At 44.0% G+C, this 24,824-nt stretch carries 17 protein-coding genes; 10 read left to right on the plus strand and 7 right to left on the minus strand.

What is annotated here, in order from left to right:
* Positions 1-100: 100 nt before the first annotated feature.
* Positions 101-595, minus strand: coding sequence for a helix-hairpin-helix domain-containing protein (locus ACUNWA_RS10185; protein WP_445591799.1), 495 nt, complete (start codon positions 593-595; stop codon positions 101-103).
* A gap of 148 nt (positions 596-743) precedes the next feature.
* On the opposite strand from ACUNWA_RS10185, the gene ACUNWA_RS10190 reads away from it, so the two are divergent.
* A complete protein-coding gene (locus ACUNWA_RS10190) occupies positions 744-1,115 on the plus strand; it encodes a hypothetical protein (protein WP_445591800.1) in 372 nt (123 codons plus the stop codon).
* Positions 1,116-1,234: 119 nt separating this feature from the next.
* On the opposite strand, the gene ACUNWA_RS10195 is transcribed toward ACUNWA_RS10190, so the two are convergent.
* Positions 1,235-3,472 carry an anion permease gene (locus ACUNWA_RS10195; protein ID WP_445591801.1) on the minus strand — a complete coding sequence of 746 codons (2,238 nt, stop codon included), beginning with the start codon at positions 3,470-3,472 and terminating at the stop codon, positions 1,235-1,237.
* Between the two features lie 152 nt (positions 3,473-3,624).
* On the opposite strand from ACUNWA_RS10195, the gene ACUNWA_RS10200 reads away from it, so the two are divergent.
* The 3 genes from ACUNWA_RS10200 to ACUNWA_RS10210 all read left to right on the plus strand — a co-directional run bounded on the left by ACUNWA_RS10200 (position 3,625) and on the right by ACUNWA_RS10210 (position 5,939).
* Positions 3,625-4,659 carry a sensor histidine kinase gene (locus tag ACUNWA_RS10200; RefSeq protein ID WP_445591802.1) on the plus strand — a complete coding sequence of 345 codons (1,035 nt, stop codon included), beginning with the start codon at positions 3,625-3,627 and terminating at the stop codon, positions 4,657-4,659.
* 93 nt (positions 4,660-4,752) lie between these two features.
* The gene (locus tag ACUNWA_RS10205) at positions 4,753-5,454 is read left to right on the plus strand and encodes a response regulator transcription factor (RefSeq protein ID WP_445591803.1); all 702 of its coding nucleotides are present in this window, start codon (positions 4,753-4,755) and stop codon (positions 5,452-5,454) included.
* 71 nt (positions 5,455-5,525) lie between these two features.
* Positions 5,526-5,939: an SPOR domain-containing protein gene (locus tag ACUNWA_RS10210; RefSeq protein ID WP_445591804.1), complete on the plus strand. Its 414-nt coding sequence runs from the start codon at positions 5,526-5,528 to the stop codon at positions 5,937-5,939.
* Here ACUNWA_RS10210 and ACUNWA_RS10215 read toward each other — a convergent pair.
* The 4 genes from ACUNWA_RS10215 to ACUNWA_RS10230 form a co-directional block, all read right to left on the minus strand.
* Positions 5,926-6,537, minus strand: a complete 612-nt coding sequence (locus tag ACUNWA_RS10215) for a phosphatase PAP2 family protein (RefSeq protein ID WP_445591805.1) — start codon at positions 6,535-6,537, stop codon at positions 5,926-5,928. The two genes, ACUNWA_RS10210 and ACUNWA_RS10215, sit on opposite strands and share 14 nt — an antisense overlap.
* 9 nt (positions 6,538-6,546) lie before the next feature.
* The gene (gene rpoN / locus ACUNWA_RS10220; RefSeq protein WP_445591806.1) at positions 6,547-7,986 is read right to left on the minus strand and encodes an RNA polymerase factor sigma-54; all 1,440 of its coding nucleotides are present in this window, start codon (positions 7,984-7,986) and stop codon (positions 6,547-6,549) included.
* 124 nt (positions 7,987-8,110) lie between these two features.
* Entirely contained in the window at positions 8,111-9,547 is a 1,437-nt protein-coding gene (gene asnS, locus ACUNWA_RS10225; RefSeq protein WP_445591807.1) for an asparagine--tRNA ligase, read from the minus strand.
* Between the two features lie 354 nt (positions 9,548-9,901).
* The gene (locus ACUNWA_RS10230) at positions 9,902-10,825 is read right to left on the minus strand and encodes a hydroxypyruvate isomerase family protein (RefSeq protein ID WP_445591808.1); all 924 of its coding nucleotides are present in this window, start codon (positions 10,823-10,825) and stop codon (positions 9,902-9,904) included.
* A 274-nt stretch (positions 10,826-11,099) separates the two neighbouring features.
* On the opposite strand from ACUNWA_RS10230, the gene ACUNWA_RS10235 reads away from it, so the two are divergent.
* The 4 genes from ACUNWA_RS10235 (at position 11,100) to ACUNWA_RS10250 (ending at position 17,405) form a co-directional block, all read left to right on the plus strand.
* Positions 11,100-12,260: a Gfo/Idh/MocA family protein gene (locus ACUNWA_RS10235; RefSeq protein WP_445591809.1), complete on the plus strand. Its 1,161-nt coding sequence runs from the start codon at positions 11,100-11,102 to the stop codon at positions 12,258-12,260.
* Between the two features lie 131 nt (positions 12,261-12,391).
* Positions 12,392-13,387 (plus strand): sugar phosphate isomerase/epimerase family protein, encoded by a 996-nt coding sequence (locus tag ACUNWA_RS10240; RefSeq protein WP_445591810.1) that lies wholly within the window; start codon positions 12,392-12,394, stop codon positions 13,385-13,387.
* Positions 13,388-13,402: 15 nt separating this feature from the next.
* Entirely contained in the window at positions 13,403-14,716 is a 1,314-nt protein-coding gene (locus ACUNWA_RS10245; RefSeq protein WP_445591811.1) for a Gfo/Idh/MocA family protein, read from the plus strand.
* A 109-nt stretch (positions 14,717-14,825) separates the two neighbouring features.
* A complete protein-coding gene (locus tag ACUNWA_RS10250; RefSeq protein WP_445591812.1) occupies positions 14,826-17,405 on the plus strand; it encodes a beta-mannosidase in 2,580 nt (859 codons plus the stop codon).
* A gap of 293 nt (positions 17,406-17,698) precedes the next feature.
* On the opposite strand, the gene ACUNWA_RS10255 is transcribed toward ACUNWA_RS10250, so the two are convergent.
* A complete protein-coding gene (locus ACUNWA_RS10255) occupies positions 17,699-18,439 on the minus strand; it encodes a 5'-methylthioadenosine/adenosylhomocysteine nucleosidase (RefSeq protein ID WP_445591813.1) in 741 nt (246 codons plus the stop codon).
* A gap of 102 nt (positions 18,440-18,541) precedes the next feature.
* On the opposite strand from ACUNWA_RS10255, the gene ACUNWA_RS10260 reads away from it, so the two are divergent.
* Together ACUNWA_RS10260 and ACUNWA_RS10265 are read left to right on the plus strand one after the other, a co-directional pair.
* A complete protein-coding gene (locus ACUNWA_RS10260) occupies positions 18,542-21,442 on the plus strand; it encodes a triple tyrosine motif-containing protein (protein WP_445591814.1) in 2,901 nt (966 codons plus the stop codon).
* A gap of 244 nt (positions 21,443-21,686) precedes the next feature.
* Positions 21,687-24,821: a SusC/RagA family TonB-linked outer membrane protein gene (locus ACUNWA_RS10265; protein WP_445591815.1), complete on the plus strand. Its 3,135-nt coding sequence runs from the start codon at positions 21,687-21,689 to the stop codon at positions 24,819-24,821.
* The last annotated feature ends 3 nt before the right edge of the window (positions 24,822-24,824 follow it).

Consider the following 24,824-nt stretch of genomic DNA (forward strand, 5'->3'; position numbering starts at 1 on the left):
CGAATATCCTCTGGGAGGAAAGGCTAAGGCGAAAGCCATCCGTTGAGTCCTGACTCTAGCTTCCTGGTTCTTCAAATCCAGCAATCCGAAAATCCGAACATCATTTGCGCTCTTCTCTTGAGCGGATTGGCCGAACCTCGTGCCAAGGGGTGTTGGGGCGGTTGGCAGGATAACCGTGCTCCTGGCGGTAAGCTTTCCGTTCGTTGGTAAAGTCCCACCACTTTTTGGTTGCGTCGTGGGTGTTGGCATAGTGCACCACCAGGCGAAACTGATCTTCTACACAGGGATCGGTCCAGAAGCCTTTTTGAAGCTCGTAAGCGTCGGTCAATTGGGCGCCATCCAGGCCCTTCAGCTCATCGATGGTGTAGTAGCCCAGGAAGACCAAGTCTTTGGCAAACCTGGGGCCAACCGAGGGGATGCTCTGAAACTCGGCTAAAGCATGAATTTCCCGGGCGCGTTCGGGGCTGGCGTCCAGTAAAACTTCCAGTTCATCCACCGCATAATTGAGAAGCTCACCCAGGCGTACTTTATGCGCTTTAATCGAGGCTTTTTCGGCTTCAAGCAATGGTAGTTTGATGGTGGACTTGGCTTTCATGTTCCGTAAATGTTGGTTGATGTTCCTGCGTTCATTCGGATTTCTAAGTTACAAAAAATCCGAAGGGTTCCGAACGACAGCTAAGAGGCCGGACTTGGTTTTCTTCTTCGAAAATTCCTACCTTTCCTGCTTTAAAACAACGGAAACCATGAATCTGCCCAATATCACCCATACCAATGTCGATGTCTTTCTGAACCGCGAAGACATCATTCTCGACACCATCGCCCAGATTATGAAAGATTTTGGCTTGTTTGGGGTGGAGATTCATTTTTCAGGTCATATTGACGATGCTTACCACGAGCTGCACCAGCAGCTGGTGGAGCAAATTGATTCCTTGCTGATCCATAATTCGGATCTGCTGATGTCGATCTTGTATCAGGTTGATATTTCTGATCGCGACATTACACGCACACAGGCCGATTTTCCACGCTACAATCAAGTGGAGGTCATTGCCCACCAAATCATTTTTCGCGACCTGAAAAAGGTCCTATTCCGGCGTTATTTTAGTCGTAAAAGTTAATCTTCAATCTAGCCTGAAGGAACAACGGATTCCCGATGTATGTGAATATTCAGGATACTGATTTAAGCAAAAAAAAAGCCGGACATTTGCCCGGCTTTCATTTTTTATACTAGTTGTAATTATCGTTTACTCAACTCCACAAAGTCGCGTTGCGATTTGATTAAGTTGATGGAATGTAAAATCAGGTTTTTGGTTTCCTTAATCACATTGAAGAACAGCAACGAATTTCGAGTGCTCACGTCTTTACCTTTAATTCGCTTAATCTGCTTTTTCTCCAACTGGGTTAGTTTGTCGGTTAACGCTTCCTTTTGAGTCAGCATCTCGTCAAACTTCTCGTATTGATCCTCTTTTACCAAGTGCAGTGTTAAGTTGAAAAAGTCATCTACCTGGCTGATCAGGTCAGTCATTTCTTCCAACTGAATTTCAATAAATGGTTTGTGATTGTTGTCCAGGTGCTTGTATAGTGGGTCGATCAGGAATTTTAACGAGTGTGAGACTTCACGCTGATAGTCCACAATTTGGACATAGCAATGTCCGCTCTCCATCGATTCCTGCTGGAGCGTTTGAATGGTTGGGAAAACCTTGTCTTTCGCTTTCTTAACTTTCTTTAGGAATTTCTTGTTAAGATCCAGTGATTCTTTTAGATGCGTTCGGTTTTCCTTGATAAAGCTATCAATACTAATGGAATAAACCTGGTTGGCATTGATAATGGTATTTAATACCTGTTTCTTCGTTTTTTCAATGATTTGTTCAGACAACTCAATTTCTTCTTCTTCCTCTTCGGCATCTTCCTTGGCGCGTTTTTTAAATAGTAAGTAAGTTCGACCCACCATTATAATTGCGATGATGACAAATACAAAGATCATGAAGTTACCACTGATTGAAATAATCCAGGCGATAAAGCAGGCAACTGTAAAGGCTACCAAGGCGGTCATAAACCAACCTCCAATGACGGTGAAAACACCCGAAATCCGATACACGGCACTTTCGCGGTCCCAGGCCCGGTCGGCTAGTGAAGTACCCATTGCAACCATGAAGGTAACGTAAGTAGTTGAAAGTGGGAGTTTATAGGAAGTACCGATTGAAATCAAGATCCCGGCAACTACCAGGTTGACAGATGCTCTGATTTTATCAAAAGCGGGGCGGTCTTTGGCATTGTATTGCTCTTCTGTATTGGGTTCAAATCGTTTGTCTAAGCTATTAATGATGAAAGAAGGTAGAACCTTGCGCAGGCCTTTATTGATTGACATGGTGCTACGTACCATAGCCCGTGAAAAGGCAGAAGAAGCAAAGCGTTCTTCACCTTCACTTTGCCGTGAAAGGTCAACCGAGGTGGCCACTACCCCATGTGCTTTGCGCGAAGTAATCAGGGTGATGATCATGATAAAACCGGCAATGGCCAGCATGTAGGTTGGCGTAGGAACAGCACCACTCAACATGCCCATTTCGAAGGTGTCAGCCGACATGCCTCCGCTGGCAGCCCAAGCCTTAAACGAAGAGAACCCGGCTAATGGAACACCGATAAAGTTGACCAGGTCATTTCCTGCAAAAGCCATGGCCAGTCCAAAGGTTCCTACCAGTACAATTACTTTGGGGATATCTATTTTGAAAACCCAATACAACAACTGCAATATAACGGTCCAGCCAATAAAGCTGTACAGCAAGATGTTAACCATGTTGGTTTTCAGGAATTCAACAGTTGTTTCAGACATGAAAGAAGCACCTTTGGCTCCTTTAATAATCATGAAGAAAGTCATGGCGGAGATAGCTACACCCCCGAAAGCCGAACCGTAATATTTCAGTGTCTTGTGGTGTTTGAATGAGAAGATTATTCGTGCAATGTACTGAACCAGTGCTCCGACAATGAAGGCGATAAACACCGATAATAGGATTCCCGTGATAATGGCCAGCGCTTTTTCCGAGTTAATATATTTGTGTAACTCGGCGATGGATTGTCCCGCCTGGTTAATCTTGACGACCGAAACGGCTACTGCAGCACCCAATAACTCGAATACAATCGAAACGGTTGTTGATGTGGGTAGGCCTAGCGTGTTGAATAGATCCAGCAGAATCACATCGGTTATCATGACGGCCATGAATATGATCATGATTTCTGCAAAGAAAAACATGTCAGGATGAAAAATCCCTTTCCGCGCAACTTCCATCATTCCACTGGAAAAGGTAGAGCCTACGAGAACCCCGACACTGGCAACAGCAAAAATGATCCATTTGGGTGCAGCCTTTGAACCAATAGCTGAATTGAGAAAATTAACCGCGTCGTTGCTTACTCCGACGACTAAATCAGATATAGCCAAGGCAAAAAGCACGACAACAAGAATAAGATAGAATTGTTCCATTTTTTTTAGTATGATTGACGATGGCAAAAATAGCGTTATCAATTTTTTGACTGCAACTGGCACGTTAAATAAACGTTAACGAACCGTCAATTTACTATTAATGAGATTACAAGCAAAATTTTATTATAAATTAGCCTGAAACTTCTGATTCTATGAAAACATATTCGCCACAAAAGTTGGCTTCTTATTTGGGAATGGCTTTGACCATTTTAACCGTTTTATTTGTCGTAGCTTTCTCATTCTTAGGCTTTTCTTTCTGGGTGTTTTTGGTGCTTGTTCTCTTTTATTTTGCGATAATTTATTCGTTGATTGTTTATATTATGCGTGAATATGTCGACAATCGTATTGAGCCGATTTATAAAATTATCCGGAAAATACCGATCGAAGGAAAAAAAATTAAGAAACGCGATGATCAGGTTGACTTAGTCTCTCGTGCTCGCCTGGAAGTGGAAGAGTGGGCCAAAAATCAAACCCGTGAAATTACCCGCTTAAAAGACTTAGAGCGGTATCGGAAAGATTTTGTGGGCAATGTGTCACACGAACTGAAAACCCCGATTTTTAATATTCAGGGCTATATTCTCACCTTGCTCGAAGGAGGGATTGACGATCCGAAAGTAAACAAATTGTATCTTAAGCGGACGGAGAAAAGTATCGATCGGATGATTTCCATTGTCGAAGATCTGGAGTCTATTACCAAACTTGAATCCGGAGAACTGAAATTGAAACTGGAAGTGTTTGACTTGGTTCGCTTAACGGATGATGTGTTAGAGATGGAACAGATGATGGCTTCTGAGCGTAAAATTCAATTGTTGTTTAACCGCCCCGAGAGGCCGGTGAAAGTACTTGCCGATAAAAAGCGGATAACCGAGGTGATAACCAACCTGGTGGTGAATGGTATTAAATACGGTAGACGAAAAGGATTTGTGAAAATATCCTTTTATGACCTGAAACATAGCTTAATGGTTGAAGTGGCTGATAATGGGTTGGGGATTGACAACAAGCATTTATCGCGTATTTTTGAGCGTTTTTACCGGGCCGACAAATCTCGTTCTCGCGAGCAGGGTGGAACCGGGCTGGGGCTTTCCATTGTCAAGCACATTATTGAAGCCCATGAGCAGACCATTAATGTTAAGTCTGCGGTTGATGAAGGAACAACTTTTACCTTCACCCTTGAAAAAGCCAAATGAAAGTAGTAATTTTCGTTAGTTTTCAAGTTTAAAACATAATTACAATCTATTTACGCTATAGGTCTACTTTAGCAATGGTTAAAGCTACCAACTATGAGTGATACGAAATACAAAATCTTACTGGTCGATGATGAAGTCGATATTCTGGAGTTTATTAGTTATAACCTCGAAAAAGAAGGCTACAAAGTGTATACCGCACAAAATGGGGTAGAAGCGATTAAGTTGGCTGAGAAAAAGACACCTGACCTGATCATTCTTGATGTGATGATGCCCGAGATGGATGGCATTGCTGCATGCGAAGAAATTCGGAAAATTCCATCGCTGCCCAACGTGGTTATCGCCTTTCTGACGGCACGTGGAGAAGATTATTCGCAAATTGCCGGTTTTGAAGCTGGAGCGGATGATTACATCACCAAGCCCATTCGGCCCAAAGTGCTTGTTAGCCGTGTTAAAGCCTTACTGAAACGAACAGGCGGTGGAATTGCACCCGAGCAAGTCGTTGAAAATTCAACAACCATTACCATTGGGAATCTCGTGATTGACAAAGAGCGCTACCTGATCAACACCGAAGGCGTAGAGATGATCCTTCCCCGAAAAGAGTTTGAGTTGCTTTCTCTTTTGGTTTCCAAGCCAGGTAAGGTCTTTACGCGGGAGGAAATTTACTTTTCTGTTTGGGGTGATAATGTGGTTGTTGGTGACCGAACCATTGACGTGCATATTCGCAAGCTTCGCGAAAAGATCGGTAATGATCACATCAAAACCTTAAAAGGTATTGGCTACAAATTTGTTGAGTAGGCCATTAATCCCTTAGTTGATAAGGATTTTTTTTATTTCTTTCGTTACCTTTGTTTAAAAGCACTTTTGAAATGAAATCAAGAAATCTATTGGTATTCGTATTTTTAATCGTATTTGTAGCGTGTAAAACCGAGGAGAAGAAAGAAGACCTTCAGGTTGAAGTAGCTCCTCAGGATACCGTTCAAGTTGCGGAAGTTGTAGCTCCTGAACCCGAGCCCGTTCAGGAAATCGATCTGGGTGTTAATCTGGGCGACAAGTATTTTTTGATTGCCGACACCTACACGGTGAAAGAATTTGCTGAAAGCTGGAATCAGAAATACCAGAAGCAAGGTTATAAGTCTGCAGTTATTATGCGCAACGAAGATGGTTATTACCGCTTGGCCTTACAATCGTTCAACGACTTCGACTTAGCACAAAGTGCCTTAGAGGTGCTTCGTCAGGAGGACGAACTCAAGGACGCCTGGATTATGGTTATAGAAAAATAATCACCAGGTAGTTAATGGCGAATCCGAGAAAGAACCCGGCATAGATCTGCAGCGGGTCATGTCTTTTGAGCAGTAAGCGAGAGCTTCCGATCAATCCGGCCGTACATATTAATCCGATTAAAAGAAGGGAACTGTTCATCCCCAGGCGGAAGGAGAGGGCCAGCACCGCTCCAATTAATCCACCAATACCGGCCATATGGTTGCTGATCTTCCATTTCATGGATATTAGTAAAAGCAGAATAATAATCAGGATGGAGGATAGCAGAAATATGCGGTAAATAGGGTACACCTGCAGTTTTCCCAGATAAAAATAGCCCAGATAGTAATAAATCACGGTTAGAAGAAGTGGAATCACCCGGTCGGTACTTTTATCCATTTTGATATTAAATCGCTTGTTAAGCGATAGGATTCCAAGACTAAGCAGGGGAAACAGCAAGGTACTCATGAAGACGATCAGTAAGATTAGTTTCTTCGCGTCAAAAGTGAGCATAGAGAAGTAGAATCCTGAGTTCATCAGCAATAGAAAACCATAAGTTGGGATCAGTAGCGGATGAAATAAGAGCGACAAAAACTGAGCAATACGTAGATTAATCTTCATGGGGTGGTTTTATAATTCTTTTCTTAATCGGGCTACCGGAATACCCAATTGTTCTCGATATTTGGCAACGGTTCGCCGGGCAATCGGATAAGACTTTTCTTTCAAAATACTGGCCAGCCGATCATCTGTTAACGGCTTGCGCTTGTCTTCCTTCTCGATACATTCTTCCAGTATTTTCTTGATTTCCCGGGTCGAAACTTCCTCGCCGGTATCTTTTTGCATCCCTTCTGAAAAGAAATATTTTAGCGGATAAATACCAAAGTGTGTTTGAATGTATTTGCTGTTTGACACCCTCGAAATGGTGGAAATATCCAGTTCGGTTCGGTCGGCAATATCCTTCAAAATCATGGGGCGAAGTTTGGTTTCTTCGCCTTCTTTGAAATACTCTTTCTGGAAATCGATAATCTCCGACATGGTTAAAAGCAAGGTTTGCTGCCGCTGTTTAATGGCATCGATAAACCATTTGGCCGAATCCAGCTTTTGTTTGACAAACTGAACGGCTTCTTTTTGGTTTTTCGAAGCACTTTTACGGTTGCTGGTATAGCCTTTCAGCATGTCCAGGTAGGAATTGTTCATCCGTAAGTCGGGCACATTGCGCTGGTTCAGTGACAAGATCAGCTCTCCGTCCACATTGTCCAAGGTGAAATCAGGCACAATGACCTGGTTCGAACGGTTGTGTGGATTATTCATCGAGCCACCGGGTTTGGGGTTGAGTTTCAGAATCTCATTAAAAGCTTCTTTTAGCTCGTCCTCCGTTATTTCATATTTGTGAATGATCTTGTCGTAGTGCTTCTTGGTAAACTCGTCAAAACTATGCTGAAGAATCCGCGAGGCCAGGCAAGTGGAATCATTGCCTTTTTTACGTTGAATTTGAAGCAGCAAACATTCCTGCAGCGAACGAGCCCCAACACCGGCCGGATCAAAATCCTGAATGACTTCGAGAATCTCTTCCAGCTCTTGCTCGGTCACATTCATGTTCATCGTAAAGGCCAGGTCATCGCTGATGGACATCAAATCGCGACGCAAATAGCCGTCTTCATCTATGTTGCCGATGATATATTGAGCCAGCATTTTTTGCTGGTCTGTTAGTTCTGTTACACCCAACTGCTCGTTTAGCGACTCATAGAAGCTGGTTCCAGAGCTATACGGAATGTCGACTTGTTTATCGTCTTTCGAATAGTTGTTGGCATTCAGCTTATAGCTTGGCGTATCATCTTCGTCCATATAATCTTCCAGCGAAAACTCATCACTATCATTGTTCTCGTTGTCTTCACTTTGATCAACGGGTTCGTCATCAAGTAATTCGAGGACAGGGTTCTCTTCGATCTCCTTTTTGATACGCTGTTCGAGCTGAATAGTAGGGATCTCCAAAAGCTTGATCACCTGAATTTGTTGGGGCGAAAGCTTTTGTAACAGTTTTTGTTGTAAACTTAATTTTTGAGATGGCATACTATCCTATTTTCGTCAAAGTTAACTTTTATCCGATTAACAAATATAAGCTTTGTAATCAAAAAGAGGCTGACTTTTGGGTCAACCTCTTTGGTTTTTTATTATTGATGAATAATTTCTCAGGTTAAAATTCAGCGTTTTTAGGAGTCCGGGGGAAGGCAATCACATCGCGGATATTTCCCATGCCGGTGGCAAACAGAATAAAACGCTCAAATCCTAGTCCAAATCCGGCGTGAGGCACGGTTCCGTAGCGGCGGGTATCCAGGTACCACCACATTTCATCAGTCGGAACGTCCATTTCTTCCATGCGTTTAACCAGCTTGTCGTAATCTGATTCCCGCTCCGAGCCTCCAATAATTTCACCAATTTGAGGGAACAATACATCCATGGCAGCTACGGTTTTGCCGTCATCGTTTTGCTTCATATAGAAGGCTTTGATGTCCTTTGGATAATCAATCAAAATGACGGGTTTTTTGAAATGTTTTTCAACCAGGTAGCGTTCATGCTCGCTTTGCAGATCGATGCCCCATTCCACCGGATACTGGAATTTACCTTTTTTGAAAGGCTTGGAATTCCGCAGGATATCAATGGCTTCGGTGTAAGTGCAGCGAATAAAATCGTTTTCCAATACAAACTGAAGCTTTTCAATCAACTCCATCGAGCGTTGATCCTGTGGCTTGTTTTTCTCTTCTTGCTGCAGGCGGTTGCTCAAGAACTTGAGGTCGTCCATGCAGTTGTCCAGTGCATAACGGATCAAGTATTTCAAGAACTCTTCGGCCAGATCCATGTTGTCTTTCAGCTCGTAAAAAGCCATTTCCGGCTCAATCATCCAAAATTCGGCCAGGTGGCGGGTGGTATTCGAATTTTCGGCACGGAAGGTGGGTCCAAAAGTGTACACTTCACCCAAAGCGGTGGCTCCCAGTTCGCCTTCCAGCTGACCGGAAACCGTCAGGTTAGTAGGACGCCCGAAGAAGTCTTGTGTATAATCAATTTCTCCTTCTTCGTTTAAAGGCGGTTCAACGGCTGGCAGGGTCGATACCCGAAACATCTGCCCGGCGCCTTCGGCATCGGAAGCGGTGATGATAGGGGTGTGCAAATAGTAAAATCCTTTGTCGTTGAAATATTTATGAATGGCAAAAGCCATGGCGTGACGTATGCGGAAAACAGCGCTGAAAGTAGCCGTACGAAAGCGCAGGTGAGCGTTCTCGCGCAAAAATTCGAGGCTGTGTTTCTTCGGTTGAATAGGGTATTTCTCCGGATCGGCTTTCCCGTAAATCGTAATTTCAGATGCTACCAGCTCGACAGCTTGTCCGCTACCCATTGATTCGACCAACTCACCAGTAATTCCCAGTGCGGCACTGGTATTGATGTTATGCAATAATTCTTCACCAAACTTTTCAACATCAGCAACAACCTGCAAATTATTGATGGTTGACCCGTCATTCAAGGCGATAAAATTGACATTCTTACTACCACGCTTGGTTCGTACCCATCCTTTAACCAACACTTGCTGGCCCACTTGGCCGCCAGTCAATACTTCTTTAATTTTCAGTCGTTTCATGTTGTTCTTTCTTTTTTGCAGATTTTGGTGTTATCCCTGACTCTCAGGATTTAAAATTGAACAGCAAAAGTACATTTTTCTGTTGAAAAACATGAATTGACCTTTGGAAAAGTTCAGGGTCAGGTGGATTGGGTTAAAAAAGACCAGTTTCGATCGGACATACTTCGGAGAGAATTCCTTGGTCGATTTGCCACGTCTTAGGTGCATAAAGCAAAAGCCCCCCAATTGGAAAGGCTTCCTTTTGCTTGATGTGACGAAATATTCTTGTTCTCCGGATTGCAAATTCAGTATTATATCTAGAGGATGTATAGTATACTCAAAAGTCTGTATCTCTTGAGGCTCTTTGGTATTTGCTTAAAAGTTATCCGCTTTGCGGTAAGCTTCGATGAAGGCCAACTCGCCTTCTTTGCCAGGCAGGCTGCGGCCGTGCTCGCAGCAAAGCACACCATCGTAGTCTTTGCTGTGGATGTGTTTAAAGACATTCACATAATTGATTTCGCCGGTGCCTGGTTCTTTGCGTCCGGGGTTGTCGCCAATGTGGAAAGCGGCGATGGAGTCCCAGGCTTTGTCAATATTGGGGATCAGGTTGCCTTCGGTAATTTGTTGGTGATATAAGTCGTTTACCAGCTTGCAGCTTGGGCTGTTAACGGCCTGGCAAATCATGTGCGTTTGTGGAATCTTGGTTAGGAACAAGCCGGGATGGTCGCTCCAGGCATTCAGAGGTTCCAGCACCAGCTTTAAGCCAGCAGGTTCAACCACTTCGCAGCACATGCGCATGTTTTCAATCACGTTGGCTGTTTGGTAATCCCATTCCAGGTTGTCGGCAAAGCGTCCGGGAACCACCAGCGCGGTTTTGGCGTTGGTTCGCTTGGCGCATTCGAGGCCTTCTTGCATCTTCTTTTTCAACATCTCTTTGATTTCCGGATTTTGCGTAACAAACGATTTCACGCCAAAATCGGCATACAAAACGAAAGGACCTAAATCCATTCCAAGCCGAGCCAGTTCGTTGGCAATTTTTTCCTGCAGGGCTGGCTCTTTATGCATCAAGCCATTATCGAAAATGGCCCGAAACCCTTGGTCGTGCATAAACTTGATCTGGTCAATCGGATCATTGCCGGCAAGCTCTTTGAAGGTTCCCAATCCGGGAGCATATTTCAGTTTAAACTGAGCTGTGTTTGATTCCTTTTTTGTTGATGCGGAGGCCGAAAGGCCGGAGGCTAGACCTGTGGCTACAAAACTACTGAGGGCAGTATTCCTGATGAAGTTGCGTCGTTTCATTGTTGTTATTGGTTTAGTGAGATATCAAAAATAAGTTTATTCAATCGAGATTACAAGTAGATTATTGGTTGGATGCATGATTTTGCTCCCTAGTCAGACATAATTAATGGTGATGCTTAGTTTGTTTTGTGCTTACTTCTTTTTCAGATGACTGATCAATCGATGTCCATCCATTCTGGTCTGGTCTATTTTTTGAGCTGAAAAATCTTCAGCATTCGGATTAAGTTTTATAACTTTGGGAAATTACGTACTAAAATCTAATAAACCAATTACTATGAATCGTAAACTTCGAATGGGAATGGTTGGTGGAGGCTCAGATGCCTTCATTGGTGCTGTTCACCGTCTTGCCGCTTTTATGGATAACCAGATTGAATTGGTCTGCGGTTGTTTCAGTGTCAATCCTGACATCTCAAAAGCGTCGGGTCAATCTTATTTTTTACCGGAAAACCGGGTGTATGCAACCTATCAGGAAATGTTTGAAAGTGAAGCCAAACTGCCCGAGGGTGAACGAATGGATTTTGTGACGATTGTCACACCAAACTTTGTTCATTTTGCCCCTGCCATGATGGCTCTGGAGAATGGGTTTCATGTGGTGATTGATAAGCCCATTACTTTTACGCTTGACGAAGCGCTTGCCCTTCAGGCTAAACTGGACGAAACGGACCTGACCTTGGCCCTGACACATACCTATTCCGGCTATCCAGCTGTAAAAGACGCTAAAGAGCGGGTAGCCCGTGGCGAACTGGGTGAAATTAAGCGCATTTATGTCGAATACCCACAAGGATGGTTGGCATCCAAGTTGGAGGATACTGGTAATCAGCAAGCCAGTTGGCGTACCGACCCCAAACGATCGGGTAAAGCGGGTTGCATGGGCGATATCGGAACGCATGCTCATCAATTGGCCGAATACATCTCTGGATTAAAGGTTACTGAATTGTGTGCTGAACTCAATGTTTTTGTGCCCGGACGTTTGCTTGACGATGATGGTGCCGCTTTCCTGCGTTTTGACAATGGGGCGCGTGGTGTTTTGATGGCCACACAAATTGCTGCCGGCGAAGAAAACGCGCTGAAAATACGGATGTATGGCGACAAAGGCGGACTGGAGTGGAATCAGCACGAACCCAACACCCTTTGGATGAAGTGGGCCGATCGTCCGACGGAGATGGTACGGGTAGGAACGGGACAAATGGGCGATACCGCTCAGCATAACACTCGAACACCTGGCGGTCATCCGGAGGGGTATCTCGAGGCTTTTGCCAATATTTACCGAAACTTCTCCTTGACTGTTAGAGCCAAAATGAATGGCGAGCAACCCACCGAAGCCATGCTCGACTTCCCTGGTATTAAAGATGGGGTTCGAGGTATGCGCTTTATCGATACGGTTGTTGAGGCCGGCTACAACGACTCGGTGAAATGGGTGAAGTTCGAAGAGTAAGTTCTCGGTCGTCGGTCGTCAGTTATCAATTGTTGGTATCGGAGCTCACGTATCGTGCTTCAGCCAATGACTAAGGAGATGAACCGAAGACGAATCATCAAATCAGAATAACCACTAAAAAAGATAAAACTATGGGCAGACCAGTAACACTATTTACGGGGCAATGGGCTGATTTACCATTTGAAACCATGTGTCAGAAAGCCAAAGATTTTGGCTACGATGGCCTGGAGATTTGCTGTTGGGGCGATCACATGGAAATTGATAAAGCCGATCAGAACTATTGCGACGAACGAAAAGCCTTATTGAAAAAGTATGATTTGCAGCTATTTGCGATATCCAATCACTTGGTTGGACAATGTGTTTGCGACAATATCGATGAACGGCATAAAAACGTTTTACCCGATTACATTTGGGGTGATGGCGACCCGGAAGGGGTTCGCCAGCGTGCTGCACAGGAATTGATTAAAACCGGGCACGTGGCCAAGAGACTGGGGCTGGATACGGTCGTTGGCTTTACCGGCAGTTCTATCTGGCATTTGTTATACGCTTTCCCACCGATGTCGCAGGAAATGATCGACAAAGGCTATGAAGATTTTGCCAAGCGTTGGAAACCCATTCTGGATGAATACCAAAAGATGGGGGTGAAGTTCGCCTTGGAAGTTCATCCAACGGAAATTGCTTTTGACATTGAATCGGCCAAACGGGCCTTGAAAGCACTGGATTATCATCCGGCTTTTGGTTTCAATTACGATCCTAGCCACTTGGGCTATCAGCATGTCGATTACGTTCGCTTTATCTATGACTTTGCCGATCGTATCTTTCATGTGCATATGAAAGACGTGCATTGGAGTGATGTGCCAACCACTGTTGGCGTGTTTGGCGGTCATGTGCCTTTTGGAGATCATCGTCGTTATTGGGATTTCAGAAGTGTAGGCCGAGGGAAAATCGACTTTGAAAACATCATCCGAGCTTTGAATGACATTCAGTATGCAGGCCCACTATCCATTGAGTGGGAAGACAGTGGTATGGACCGCGAAGCCGGCGCTGCTGAGTCCTGCGAGTTTGTGCGTTACAGTGATTTTGCTCCTTCGGATATTGCGTTTGATGATGCGATGCAGAAGGAATAATTAATAATCGAACGAATGACTAGTAGAAGATCATTTATCAAGAAGACCACTGCAGCAACGGCAGCGGTGGGCTTAGCTGCTTCGATGCCAGCAGCGATGAGCGCCTGCTCGCCCGAAAAAGTAATTCGGTGCGGACTGATTGGTGCGAAAGGAATGGGCTTTGCCGATTTGCGGGCCTTTTTGGGGCAGCCCAATACTGAGTGTGTCGCCATTTGCGATGTCGATCAGCGGGTGCTGGATGCCCGCCTGACTGACACCGAGAAATTGCAAGGAAAGAAACCCAAGGCATATAACGACTACCGCCAGTTGATTGCTGACCCGGAAGTGGATGTGGTTATAATCGGAACACCGGATCACTGGCATTGCCTGCCTTTTGTTGAGGCGTGCCAGGCCGGCAAGGACATTTATTGCGAAAAGCCGCTGGGGAACTCCATCGAGGAAATCAACATCATGGAAGCCACAGCCAATAAATACAACACAGTGGTTCAGGTAGGTCAGTGGCAGCGTAGCGACCCGCACTGGCGCGATGCCGTCGAGTATGTTTATTCCGGCAAGCTGGGCAAAATCCGCACGGTGCGCACCTGGGCTTACCAAGGTTGGATGGAGCCTGTTCCAGTGAAACCCGATCGCGAAGCTCCCGAAGGAGTAGACTATGATTTCTGGCTCGGACCAGCTGAAAAGCGCCCGTTCAATCCCAATCGTTTTCATTTTAACTTCCGTTGGTTTTGGGATTATGCCGGTGGATTGATGACGGACTGGGGGGTTCACATCATTGATTATGGCTTATTTGGTATGCAGGCCAAAGCGCCAAAATCGGTGATGGCCATGGGGGGCAAGTTTGCGTATCCCGATGATGCCGCTGAAACGCCCGACACCCTGCAGGCGATTTATGAATTTGATGGGTTTACCATGCTTTGGGATCATGGAACGGGAATTGATGGAGGCCATTTTGGCCGTAATCATGGCGTGGGCTTCGTGGGAAACAACGGCACGCTGGTGGTTGACCGCGAAGGCTGGGAAGTGATTCCTGAACGCAAGAACGACAAGGACCTGGTTGAGCGTGTGGAGCTGCAAAAAGGAGTAGGCAAAGGACTCGACTTGCATATGGCTGACTTTTTGGATGGCGTTCGTAATCGCCGGCGCGATTTGAATTGCAGTATTGAAATTGCCGCGAACACCGCGCGTGTCGCTCATTTGGGGAATATTGCCCTGAAAACCGGACGACGCTTGTATTGGGACAGCGAAAAAAGCTTGTTCATCGATGATCCGGAAGCCAATGAGCACCTGGTGCCGACCTACCGAAGTCCCTGGACTTTACCGAAAGTTTAGTAGAGCAACTAAAATTAAAATCCGAAGGCAATTTTCCTTCGGATTTTTTGTTTGTTATTCTAGCATTCATTCACCAATTTTGGAGCTACAAATTAAAGATTATCATCACATGAAAAGGTATCTATCCTTGTTATTCGGCTTGTCGGGCTTGTTGCTGCTTGCCTGTCAACCTAAAGACCCTGCGCTTATGAATTCGATCGTAATAAATGAAGGATGGCAATTTTCGGAACACGGAAAAAATGAATGGCTGCCAGCCACGGTGCCTGGGAGTGTACATACTGACCTACTGGCAAACGGGAAAATTGAAGATCCGTTTTATCGATTGAATGAGCGGGATATGCAGTGGATTGATAAGCTGGATTGGGATTATAGAACCTCTTTTATGGTTGAGAAGCCTCTTTTGAAAAGAGACCGCGTTGCCCTTGACTTTAAAGGTTTGGATACTTTTGCCGATGTATTTGTTAATGATCAAAAAGTGATCGCAACGGATAATATGTTCCGGGAGTATTTGGTCGACATTAAGCCCTATCTAAAAGAAGGTGAAAATACGCTGCTCATAACTTTTCGTTCACCTATTAAAGAAGGAATAAAAAAATACGATGCCAATGGCTTCGTTGTCATGGTTTCAGACAACGACCTTGCCACGCTCGGAGAGGTTGAGGAAGGCAAGAAGGTGAGTGCCTATTGCCGTAAAGCTCCTTATCATTTTGGCTGGGACTGGGGCCCACGCTTGGTGCCCAGTGGCATTTGGCGCCCGGTGCACTTGAAAGCTTGGGATGAATCGCGAATTGAAAACCTGCAGGTTGTCCAGCATGAGGTTCAGGATGAGTTGGCCACATTTTCTGCTATAATAGAGGTTGAATCTGAAACAGAAAAACCAGCAACCTATCGTATTGAGGTGAATGGACAGAAAGCCGGATCAACGGTTATCAACCTAAAAAAGGGCTTACATACTTATTCGCTTGATTTTGATATTGAAAACCCCAAATTATGGTGGACCAATGGCTTGGGCGAACAACCTCTTTATACAATTACAGCCAATCTGAGCGTTAATGAGCGGACTACCCAAAAGGAGGACCGTATTGGCATCCGCACGTTGGAGTTGGTGCGCGAAAAAGATGACGATGGAACATCATTCTATTTCAAATTAAATGGAGTCCCCGTTTTTATGAAAGGGGCGAACTACATCCCTAATGATGTTTTTGTTTCCCGCGTAAGCGATGAGCAGTATAGAAAAGTGGTTAATACAACCAAAAATTCGAACATGAACATGTTGCGTGTTTGGGGTGGTGGTATTTATGAAAATGATATTTTTTACGATTTGTGTGACGAAGCCGGTATTTTGGTCTGGCAAGATTTTATGTTTGCCTGTTCCATGTATCCGGGAGATGAGGCTTTCTTGAATAATGTAAAAGAAGAAGCGATTGACAACATTAAGCGGTTGCGTAACCACCCAAGTATTGCCATGTGGTGTGGTAATAACGAAATACTTGTTGCGTGGTTGGGCTGGGGATGGAAGCGCAACGAAGAAGCGAAGAACCAAGAAAACGCAGATAAAATGTGGAAAGCCTATGAGGATATCTTCCACAAGATATTGCCCGATGCTGTTGAATCATATGATCCTTCCCGTTCGTACTGGGCTTCTAGTCCGTCTTCAGGAACAGGAATTAAAGCGGACCTGGTGAATGGCGATGAGCACTATTGGGGCGTTTGGTGGGGAAAAGAGCCATTTCAGACTTATGCTACACACATGGCTCGTTTCATGAGCGAATACGGCTTTCAGTCTTTCCCTGAGTTTAAAAGTGTGAAACAATACGCTTTGCCAGAGGATTATGACATTGTTTCCGAAGTTATGAATTCACATCAACGTTCGTCAATCGGGAACAAAACCATTGAATATTACATGTTGCTTGATTACGATCAACCCAAAGATTTTGAGTCGTTCCTGTATGTCAATCATGTGTTGCAGGCCGAAGGAATTAAATTTGCGTTGGAAGGACACCGCCGGGCGATGCCTTTCTGTATGGGAAGTTTGTATTGGCAAATCAACGACTGCTGGCCGGTGGCTTCCTGGAGTTCAACCGACTATTATCAACGCTGGAAAGCGCTTCAATACTATGTGAAAAAAGGTTTCGAGCCAGTCTTGGTTTCTCCATATATTGATGGGAACTTCCTCAAAGTGGGTATTGTTAATGATGAGCTTCGTGAAATCAATGCGCAACTAAATTTACGCATGGTTAATTTTGATGGTGAAGTGGCTTGGGAAAAGTCCGTATTGGCCGATGTTCCTGCCAATTCCAGCGCTTCCTATTTCGATGTCAACCGGTATGACTTTTTAAGAGGCAAAGATAGTTACCAGCAGGTGCTGGTTGCCGAAGTACTTGAAGGGGGAAAGGTTATTGCTAAAAACGTATTTTACTTTCGACCGGTAAAGGAAATGAAGCTGCCGACACCTGAGCTTAATTACGAAATTGCTTCTTCAGAAGGCGGTTACCGCATTACGATTAAAACCGATCAGCTGGCTAAAAACCTATTCATGACTATTGGTGATGAAGAGGGATTCTTTTCAGATAATTACTTCGACTTATTGCCGGGAGAGACCGCTGAAATAACCTTGAGTACAAGTATTGCAGAAGATCAGCTGAAAGAAGTGTTTAAAATACAAACCCTGGATGCGGCGTTCAACTAAGCCATTGTGTCTTTCTTGAGTGCCATCGAGGCCTAAAAAACGAAAATCTCCAAAGCACGTTACTTTGGAGATTTTTTGTTTCTAGTCTAAACTAAATTGTTTTTGTCTAATTGTTTCCACTGCTAAGTGGCGTATATGTTGTTTTCTGGCTGGCTGACTATTTACAATTACTGTGCCATTCTTTGTGTGGAGAACCCGTAATTTGCTGTTGTTTTTGCCTTGATTGCCTTTATGCGCTCTTTCTTAGTAAGTTCGTTTTCGGATGTTTTTCGTCGGTATTTTTGAGTCAGGTGCTAGGATAGAAGCAGCTTGGCTATTTCTATCGAAATTTGACTGATGTCTTCAAACAAAAATTTGGAGAATGAGTGGTGCGCCTCTTCATCGGCATTGTCTGAAATAACCCGGATGACTGTGCATGGAAGCTGGTAGTCGGCGCTAACCTGAGCGATGGCTGCACCTTCCATTTCGGTACATAGTATTTGAGGGAAACGCTCGTTTATGCGTACTTTTCCTTCTTTTGAAGCAATAAACTGATCGCCGGTACCAATAGCTCCAACATGAACTTGTGGGGCATAATCCGAATTGATATGGGGATACTGTCTGTTTTTCAAATTGAGAATGAAATTATCAACCGCGGAAAGTGCTTTTTTTCCTGAGTCTGGGAATACGTTAAACTCAAAGGTTTTCCAAAAGGGTGATTCGACCTTTGGAAATCCCTCCAATCGCGATAAGTCCACATCGTGCTGAATGAGCTGGTTGCCCACCACAATATCGCCGATGTTGAGGTGCGGCTGAACCGAACCTGCCAGGCCAATAAACACCAGCTGATCTACCTGATAGTGATTGATCAGCGTTGTGGCTGTAGAGGCCGCGGCTACTTTTCCCCAGCCCGAGAGACACATCACAAGCTCGTGGTCATTTAGGGTTCCCGAGTAGAACTCGCGTGATCCAAATTGTTCGGTTTTTGAATGCTGGATGTCTTTTTTTAAAAGCAGGATTTCTTCCCGCATAGCGCCAATAAGTCCGGTTTTCATCGTTGTGTCTTTTCAATGTTTGGACAAAAATAAGGCTCTATCAGGATTTTAGACGATAAGGATAGGTAAAAAATTGATTTTAGCTATATTTGTTTTATGCACATGTCTCACCTACGATATGCTATTCTTGGAGTTGTTCTTACGATAAGTAGCCTGTCGTATGCTCAATTGAAAGATATAGGCGTTCCCGATATTCAGCATTTTCAGAAGCAGGAATATAAGGGGAGCGCTCAAAATTGGGATATCGCTTCGAGCAGTAGCAATTTCATGTATTTTGCCAATAATGACGGCGTACTTGAATTTGATGGAAATCACTGGCAGCTTTATGGTTTGCCCAATCGGTCCATTGTCAGGTCGCTAAAGGTTGATGAGAGTGGCCGAATTTATGTAGGGCAACAGAATGATTTTGGCTATATGGAGCCGGGGCCTGATGGGAAATTGGAATACTATTCGTTGTTGGATCAGGTGCCAATTCAAGAACGCAACTTTGAGGAGGTCTGGCGGATTCACTTGACGAGCTTTGGCGTGGTTTTTCAGTCTTATACCCATTTGTTTATTTACCGGGAGGGCAGGGTGGTAAGCGTTCCTTTAACGGATCGGGTGCGATTTTCTTTTTATATTAATGGACATCTATGGGTGCAGGATGAAGTGGCCGGTTTACGGGAATACCGGCAGGGGCATTTTTTTGAACTTGAAGGGCTGGAAGAGCTTAAAGATAAGGAGATTTGGACAATTCTTCCGGTTTACAATAATCGGGTGTTGATTGGTACGGCTAACAATGGAGTATATACTTATGATGGGGAGGAGCTGACGCCGTGGAACGGATTGGCCAACGACTTTCTGAAGGAGAATCAGATTTTTTCGGCCAGTAAGTTCAAGGGCGCTTATTATGCTTTTGGGACGATTCAGGGTGGCTTGCTGATAACCGATGAGGGAGGTGAGATTATTCAGCATGTGAATAAGAAAAAGGGCTTGCAGAATAATACGATCCTAAGTATTGGGACCGATCAGGAAGATAATTTATGGTTAGGGCTGGATAACGGTGTCGATTATATCGATGTTGGATCGCCGCTCACGTTTATGTTCGACCCGGAAGGTTTGGGTGCCACCTATACCTCTTTGGTGTATGATGGAAAATTGTATGTAGGCACCAATCATGGCTTATATGTAAAAGACTGGCCCGATGATGTGAATATCGATGCTGCGGGCTTTCGATTGATTCCTAAAACCATTGGGCAGGTGTGGTATCTGGGTGTTCACAATGATGTTGTTTTGTGCGGACACGACAATGGTGCTTATGTGATCGAAAATGAAACGGCAAGCTTGATTTCTGATGTTCGGGGAGCATGGATCTTCATCGAACTGATGCAGAGCGATGATTATTTGCTTGGAGGGAACTATAGCGGACTAACTCTTTTCAGGAAAACAGCTGATGGACAATCCTGGGAGTTTGTGACACAAATAGCAGGTTTTTCAGAATCATCCAAATTGATGGCACAGGACGAAAAGGGCGACATCTGGATGAGCCATGGCTACAAGGGCGTGTTCCGGATGCGGTTGAATGAAAGCCTGGACCGAGTTGTGTATTACGATTTTTACAATTCCAACGATGGACTTCCTTCTGACATCTACATCAATTTAATGACGGTTAAAGGTGACATCATTTTTACCTCACCTAATGGAATTTATACTTATGATGAGGCAGTGAATCATTTTGAGCGGTCAACTTATTATAACGATTTGTTTGGTGATCAAAGCAACGTTGAATACATCAAGGAAGATCAGTATAGTAATCTCTGGTTTATAAGCAGAAATGTTCCTGGTGTATTGCGATTTCTGGAGGATGGAAGCTACACGAAGGTGGTAGGGCCATTTGAAAAGTTAGCCGGGCGGATCATCTCAGGGTTTCAGCATATCAATATTGTCGATGTGCAAAACACGTTCATCTCGTTGGAAGACGGATTGGCTCATTATTCCCCTAGCTTTCAGGCTAACCAGGATCGGCAGGAACATGTTTATATTCGAGAGGTAGTAAACTTGCAGAATGAAAAAAGCTTTTATCCCAGTTCTTTGTCCGATGACTTTCCGAAGGATTCCCTGACTTTTAAACATAGGGGAAATAATCTGAGATTTGTCTATTCCAGTCCCGATTATAAGAACTTGAATCGGATTGTGTTTAGCTATTTTTTGGAGAATTACAGTACCGAATGGTCCGAATGGTCGGAGGAAGCCGCTTGCGAGTTTATGAATTTGCGGGAAGGAGACTATGTTTTTAAGGTTAAAACAGTCGATCCTTTTAAAAATGAGACTGAGGCTGCTAGTTTTGCTTTTGTCATCAGGCCACCCTGGTATCGTTCAACCTTGGCCTGGCTCATTTATACCCTCTGTGGTTTGTTCCTGATTGCCCTGCTTATTTGGTGGGTTTATTATCGAATGCAGGTCTCCAAGCGAAGAGAGCGGCTCAAAAATCTGCAGGAATATCGGAAGCGGATTCATCAGTATCAGAGAGATGTGCTGGTTTCTGAGCGGGAGATCGTCAAGTTGAGGAATGAGAAACTTCGGGGTAAAATGATTCACCTGGATAAAGAACTGGCTAACCAAACGATGAGCCTGGTTCAGAAAAATAAATTTATGGGCAAGCTCAAAACAGAGCTCAAGAATTTGCAGACCTTGGTTGTTGATAGTACAGCCAAATCAAAGATAAGTCTGATTATCAGTCGGATTGATCGGGAGTTCGATGACAAAAAGCAACAAGAGCTTTTTGAAACCTATTTTGATGAAGTACACGAGGATTTCTTTAAGCGATTAACCGAAAAATTCCCGACGCTAACACCACGGGAGCAAAAGCTTTGTGCCTACATTAAAATGAATATTTCAACCAAAGAAATTGCCACACTTCAAAACATAAGCGCGCGCGGTGTTGAAATCAGCCGGTACCGACTTCGCAAAAAATTAGAATTGGATCGCGATACCAATTTGAGCGCTTTTATCTCAAGTATTTAAACTTCTGTTGTAGAGCATATTTCATGACGATGTATGCAAAATCAATCGTTAATCTTTGTTAAATGACTGATATACAGTATGTGAAATTTACACATGATGTGTTTCTGTAGGGGTGCGGATAATATAGTTGTAGCATTAATGAAGTAGGTTTAAATTTTAAAGTATGGTTTGTTAGTTCCATTTTCGCTTACAGACTTGAAATTTTTAAGTGAAGAAAATTATTTGCTATTTAAAAACTTAACGCATGAAACGAATCTTGTTTATTTTATTCTGTTCTTTCTTTAGCTTGAGTTTACTTGCCCAGGAAATATCCGTTACGGGTAATGTAACTGCTAAAGAAGATGGACTCCCTCTACCAGGGGTGTCTGTAGTTATCCAGGGAACGACCACGGGTACAATTACCGATTTTGATGGTAATTATGCGCTTGAGGTTCCAGCCTCTGCAACGTTGGAGTTTTCATACATCGGTATGAAAAACCAAACGTTAGCTGTAGACGGAAGGTCTATTATTAATGTTGTGCTATCAGAAGACTATACGGACCTCGATGAGGTGGTTGTGGTTGGTTATGGCGTGCAAAAGAAAAGCGTTGTAACGGCAGCTATTAGTAGTGTGTCTTCTGAAGAGTTGGAAAATTCAACCCCAACTCGTATTGAAGATGTTATGAAAGGACGTGTTTCCGGAGTTCAAATTACACAGAGTTCCGGTCAACCGGGTTCTGACTCGAAAGTCAGGATTCGTGGTATTGGTACCATTAACAATAGTGAACCACTCTATATTGTTGACGGAATGGCTGTCGGTGGTGGTATCAGCTACTTAAATCCATCTGATATCGAATCTGTTGAAGTGCTGAAAGATGCTGCATCTGCAGCGGTATATGGAGCAAGAGCTGCCAATGGTGTTATTTTGGTAACAACAAAAAAAGGTAAATCGGGTAAAGCGTCTATTAACTATGACTTTTCTTATGGGTTGCAAAATCCTTGGAAAAAGAAATCAGTCCTGAACGCCAAAGAGTACATGATGATTATGAACGAGGCGGAGTTGAATGACAATAGAGGGGCTCGTTACTCAGCTGATCAAGTGGCCAACGCGGGCGTCGGAACCGATTGGCAGGATGAAACGTTTAATTATGATGCTCCGGTGCAATCGCACCAAATCAGCATTAATGGAGGTAGTGATGATATTACTTACTTCCTGTCTTTTGGGTATCTTAATCAAGAGGGTATTGTAGGGGGTAATTTTGATCGTTCAAACTATGAACGTTATAGTATTCGCTCGAATACCACATACAATGTTTTTGAAGCTGACCGTTCCTTCCTGAATAATATTAAGGTCGGCGTGAATGCCGGTTACTCTCGTGTTTTATCCAGCGGAATTGAAACCAACTCCGAGTATGGCTCTATTTTAGGAAGTGCCCTCACGTTCAATCCGCTTGTTCCTGTTTATGCTGAAGATCCTGATGCTGTTTTGGCTGCTCATCCCAATGCGGTGACCGATAAAAACGGGAATGTATTTTCGATTCCACCGGCAGGCTTTCAGGAAATTGCCAACCCGGTAGCTATGTTGAATGCACCTACCGGAGCTCAAGATAACGAAGATAAATTCGTTTCTTCTTTCTGGGGAGAAATCAATGTGGTTGAGGGTTTGAAGCTTAAATCAAGCTACGGCGTTGACCTGGCTTTCTGGGGAGCTGATGGTTACGAGTTTGAGCATTTCTTGGCAACGCAGGGAAAAGACCTGACACAAAGCCATGTCTATTCAAACATGCATCGTGGTTTTGCGTGGCAGCTTGAAAATACGCTGACCTATAATAAGATAGTCGATGAGAAGCACAACTTTACGGTACTGCTCGGACAGTCGGCTCAGGAATATACGGTTCGTCACTTGTATGGTGATGACTACGATTTGTTGGAAAACGATCCACGCAAAGCGAACATTGACTATGCCATTGCTCCTCCAACTGAAGGACGCGTAAGTGGCGGAACAGATGGTTTCTCTAACGAAACACTGGCTTCGTACTTTGGTCGTTTAGATTATAACTACGATGAGAAATATATCTTACAGGCGACTATTCGCCGCGATGGTTCTTCTTCATTCGGACCCGATAATAAATGGGCTATTTTCCCTTCATTCTCTGTGGGCTGGAACGTTACCAACGAAGCATTTATGGAAAATGTGCCAGAGTGGTTCAACTACTTGAAAATTAGAGCAAGTTGGGGTACCAACGGAAACAACCGGATTGGTAACTTCGCTTATACTAGTTTGATGGATGGCAATCAAAACTACTACTTTGGAACGGATGATGACATGTACATGCAGTACGGTAGTAGTCCTTCAAAATTGGCCAACGCCAATGTGAAATGGGAAGAATCAGAACAAATTGATATTGGTTTCGATACCCGGTTTTTTAACAGTGCCTTATCCTTTGGGTTTGACTATTTCAAAAAGACAACCAATGGGATGTTAATTGATCAACCAATTCCTGGTTATGTAGGGAAAGGTGCTCCTATTGCTAATGCTGGAGATATGGAGAACAGTGGCCTGGAGTTCGAACTAGGGTATCGTGGAAGCCAAGGCGACTTCAGCTATAACATTTCGGCTAACGCCACTTATCTGAAGAATAAACTCATTAATATGGGGAATGATTCAGGTGAAGCGATCTACGAAAATGCCGGAGCTTCGGGTGTTGGAAGTTATGTGAAAGGGATGAATGGCGAGGTTTTTCCATACTTCTATGGTTACCAAACCGATGGTCTTTTTCAAAATCAGGCGGAAGCGGATGCCTACAACAGTTTGTATGGTGAGAATGCCAAGCCTGGCGATGTTCGCTTTGTTGATTTGAATGGTGATGAAAGTATTACAGATGATGATAAAACTAAGATTGGTAAAGGAATGCCTGACTGGACCTATGGTTTTACCGTTGGTGCCGAGTGGAAGCAGTTTGACTTCAATATGTTCTGGCAAGGTTCTTTAGGCAATGATATCTTTGATTTCTCGCAGCGTGGCGATATTCCTGCCATGAATCGTCCAAGCTGGATCCTGGATCGTTGGACTGGCGAAGGAACTTCCAATTCTATTCCTCGCATGACCAATCTGAATAACAACCGGAACTGGCGTTCATCTGATTTATACGTCAAAAATGGTTCTTATGCACGTCTGAAAAATATTCAACTTGGTTACTCTTTGCCAACGGCATTATTGCAAAAAGCATCGATCTCACGCCTGCGTGTATTTGTTTCAGCGGAGAACCTTTTGACGATTACGGATTACGATGGTTTCGATCCGGAGGTTGCATCTGGTGGCTATACAACAATTGGTATTGACCGGGGAATCTATCCTCAATCAAGAACAATTAACATTGGAGCTAATATTACTTTCTAATCA

The organism is Sunxiuqinia sp. sy24 (genome assembly GCF_052677165.1).

What these genes read in the sequence shown, in the direction of transcription:
- ACUNWA_RS10195 (WP_445591801.1), bottom strand. Translation starts at nt 3,472, where the DNA reads ATGGAACAATTCTATCTTATTCTTGTTGTCGTGCTTTTTGCCTTGGCT.
- ACUNWA_RS10235 (WP_445591809.1), top strand. Translation starts at nt 11,100, where the DNA reads ATGAATCGTAAACTTCGAATGGGAATGGTTGGTGGAGGCTCAGATGCC.
- ACUNWA_RS10185 (WP_445591799.1), bottom strand. Translation starts at nt 595, where the DNA reads ATGAAAGCCAAGTCCACCATCAAACTACCATTGCTTGAAGCCGAAAAA.
- rpoN (WP_445591806.1), bottom strand. Translation starts at nt 7,986, where the DNA reads ATGCCATCTCAAAAATTAAGTTTACAACAAAAACTGTTACAAAAGCTT.
- ACUNWA_RS10255 (WP_445591813.1), bottom strand. Translation starts at nt 18,439, where the DNA reads ATGAAAACCGGACTTATTGGCGCTATGCGGGAAGAAATCCTGCTTTTA.
- ACUNWA_RS10250 (WP_445591812.1), top strand. Translation starts at nt 14,826, where the DNA reads ATGAAAAGGTATCTATCCTTGTTATTCGGCTTGTCGGGCTTGTTGCTG.
- ACUNWA_RS10260 (WP_445591814.1), top strand. Translation starts at nt 18,542, where the DNA reads ATGTCTCACCTACGATATGCTATTCTTGGAGTTGTTCTTACGATAAGT.
- ACUNWA_RS10230 (WP_445591808.1), bottom strand. Translation starts at nt 10,825, where the DNA reads ATGAAACGACGCAACTTCATCAGGAATACTGCCCTCAGTAGTTTTGTA.
- asnS (WP_445591807.1), bottom strand. Translation starts at nt 9,547, where the DNA reads ATGAAACGACTGAAAATTAAAGAAGTATTGACTGGCGGCCAAGTGGGC.
- ACUNWA_RS10240 (WP_445591810.1), top strand. Translation starts at nt 12,392, where the DNA reads ATGGGCAGACCAGTAACACTATTTACGGGGCAATGGGCTGATTTACCA.
- ACUNWA_RS10215 (WP_445591805.1), bottom strand. Translation starts at nt 6,537, where the DNA reads ATGAAGATTAATCTACGTATTGCTCAGTTTTTGTCGCTCTTATTTCAT.
- ACUNWA_RS10190 (WP_445591800.1), top strand. Translation starts at nt 744, where the DNA reads ATGAATCTGCCCAATATCACCCATACCAATGTCGATGTCTTTCTGAAC.
- ACUNWA_RS10205 (WP_445591803.1), top strand. Translation starts at nt 4,753, where the DNA reads ATGAGTGATACGAAATACAAAATCTTACTGGTCGATGATGAAGTCGAT.
- ACUNWA_RS10200 (WP_445591802.1), top strand. Translation starts at nt 3,625, where the DNA reads ATGAAAACATATTCGCCACAAAAGTTGGCTTCTTATTTGGGAATGGCT.
- ACUNWA_RS10265 (WP_445591815.1), top strand. Translation starts at nt 21,687, where the DNA reads ATGAAACGAATCTTGTTTATTTTATTCTGTTCTTTCTTTAGCTTGAGT.
- ACUNWA_RS10245 (WP_445591811.1), top strand. Translation starts at nt 13,403, where the DNA reads ATGACTAGTAGAAGATCATTTATCAAGAAGACCACTGCAGCAACGGCA.
- ACUNWA_RS10210 (WP_445591804.1), top strand. Translation starts at nt 5,526, where the DNA reads ATGAAATCAAGAAATCTATTGGTATTCGTATTTTTAATCGTATTTGTA.